Consider the following 2,088-nt stretch of genomic DNA (forward strand, 5'->3'; position numbering starts at 1 on the left):
GGTGCGGGGCCGAGCGCCATTCGCTATACCTATGACGATGCGGGCAATACGGTTCGGCGGGAGAGCCCCGGTAGGACGCTGGATTTTGGTTATGACGCGGAGAACCGGCTGATCTGGGTGCGCCAAGGGGACGGGGCCTGGGTGGCCCGCTACGGATATGACCCCTTGGGGCGGCGAGTCTGGAAAGAGCAGTACCGGGATGGCGCAGGCCAACCCTTGGCCCAAGCCAAGCGCAGCTACTACTTTTACAGCGAAGAGGGGTTGCTGGCGGAGGCGCGCCAGGCCATTGCGCTCAACGCAGAGGGGCAAGCCACGGCCAGCGCAGCACCGGCCTTGCATACCCAGTACGGCCCGCAGCCTGACGCCCCCTTCACGACGGCGCTATTGCTGGCCAAGACTCTAGACAGCAATGGGCAGCAGCAGCTGGTGTTCTTCCACAACGACCACTTGGGAGCGCCGCTGCAGGCGACCAATGCCAAGGGGCAGGTCTTGTGGGCAGCTGTGTATGAGTCCTATGGGAAGGCTGCAGTTGTGTGGCCCGCACCGACGACGGAGCACCCATCAATTGACATTGGCCTAAGGTTACCTGGTCAATATTGGGACGAGGAGACAGGGATGCATTACAACTATTTCCGAACCTATATTCCAGACGCTGGAAGATATTTGCAGGCAGACCCCCTTGGCTTAAGGGGAGGTGTCAATCCTTATGCCTATGCACTGTCTCGACCCTTGCAGTTCGTTGATCCTGTCGGTCTTCGGCCTCTGACCGGCAATGAAAGAACGTTCTTGCAGGCGCATTTTGGAAATTGTCTTGATTCCGTTTTGGCAAATTTGATATTAATGTAAGAACATTCGGAGACACCGATAGGGCGGTCTCTCTAGATGGTTTTTTCATTTCCCTTCCTAAGTCGTACTTCACGAATGCGGATCCTGGTGCTGACATAAATCTCGCTCATGCTGGCGTGGCAGCCGTATTTGGGCATGAAACGTTACATCAGCTTCAGCGAATGAACAAAATGCCTGTTACCATCCTTGGGCTTAAACTGCAGGCGAAACAGAAGCTATTTGGTTTTGATCCCTATAAATACGATATTTCCAATGACCCGCAAGCCATGCTTAATACTTTTTTGAACGGCAATATTGAGCAGCAGGGACAAATTTTTCAAGATTATCTGTTCATCCTTCTTCAAGGGGGCGACTACTCGAGGTATCAAGATGTCGCTGATCACTTGAAGAATACTTGTACATGCGTGAAATGATGAATCGTAGCCCTCTAGGTGGTGTGCTCTTTATAGCCTTACTCTGTGTTGCTTGCACAAAGCAATGGATGCTGGAGATCGTTAGGTGGGACTCGGAAACAGGCCCGGTGTTCTGCTTCGCGAATGGCAATCAATGCGGAGACCGTGGGCTGCAGATTCACTTCATTACTGTGTCACAGGTTGATGCAGCGGGCGACCAGCTTCGTGTCATGTGGCAGCTTCAGAATATTGACGACGCTAAGGGACAGTCCACGTTAACGAAGCTCGCCTACGGGGTGGTTCCTGATGGATGGGTTCAATTAATTGGCGCAAAAGATCTTCAGGCGAACAAGTATTACTCGGTTAATGATAGTTATTACTTTACGCGCGACGTGGCTTTTGGGTATAAAGTCTTTTCGCGCAAGGAGTTTTTTGATTTGAATTCCAGAGGAAAATGACAGGACGCAGTTCGGGGTCAGGCCTTAAATGTTAAGTGCTCGAGATTTAATGCCTGGCCTTAGTGCCGTCGGTAATTTTTGAATCAAAAGCCGCCTCCCCCATCCACCCACCATGCCCAGCAAAACCCTCCCCACCTGGCTCCAACTCCTCGCCATCCTCCTCGTCGCCTGGCTGCTCAAAACCCAGCTCTTCGGCCACCGTGGAGCCGGCGCATCGAGTGATGACTGGACCCCCGAGCAAATCCATGCCCTCGCCGCCACGGTGAAAGCCGAAGAAGTGGTCATGTACACCACCACCGAATGCGGCTACTGCCACCAGGCCAAGGCCTGGCTGAACCAATACGGTTTTGCCTATACCGAATGCAATATGTCCGTCGACAGCCGCTGTGAAT

The 2,088-nt window shown here is 53.3% G+C and carries 4 protein-coding genes; all 4 read left to right on the forward strand.

The genetic code is table 11. The features are described 5' to 3' along the window. On the forward strand, positions 1 to 846 hold an 846-nt coding region (locus H5407_RS23410), incomplete at its 5' end, for an RHS repeat domain-containing protein (RefSeq protein ID WP_183106897.1). A gap of 170 nt (positions 847 to 1,016) precedes the next feature. Beyond that, the gene (locus H5407_RS23415) at positions 1,017 to 1,259 is read left to right on the forward strand and encodes a hypothetical protein (protein ID WP_183106898.1); all 243 of its coding nucleotides are present in this window, start codon (positions 1,017 to 1,019) and stop codon (positions 1,257 to 1,259) included. Beyond that, entirely contained in the window at positions 1,247 to 1,696 is a 450-nt protein-coding gene (locus H5407_RS23420; RefSeq protein WP_183106899.1) for a hypothetical protein, read from the forward strand. Before H5407_RS23415 ends, H5407_RS23420 begins: the two co-directional genes overlap by 13 nt. A gap of 112 nt (positions 1,697 to 1,808) precedes the next feature. Next, the coding region (locus tag H5407_RS23425; protein WP_310737698.1) for a glutaredoxin domain-containing protein at positions 1,809 to 2,088 on the forward strand (280 nt) is incomplete at its 3' end.

The organism is Mitsuaria sp. WAJ17, from assembly GCF_014174515.1.
Classification (GTDB): domain Bacteria; phylum Pseudomonadota; class Gammaproteobacteria; order Burkholderiales; family Burkholderiaceae_C; genus Roseateles_B.

Excerpts from the sequence above, each read along its gene's own strand:
- H5407_RS23415 (WP_183106898.1), top strand. The coding sequence starts at position 1,017 with ATGCCTGTTACCATCCTTGGGCTTAAACTGCAGGCGAAACAGAAGCTA.
- H5407_RS23420 (WP_183106899.1), top strand. The coding sequence starts at position 1,247 with ATGCGTGAAATGATGAATCGTAGCCCTCTAGGTGGTGTGCTCTTTATA.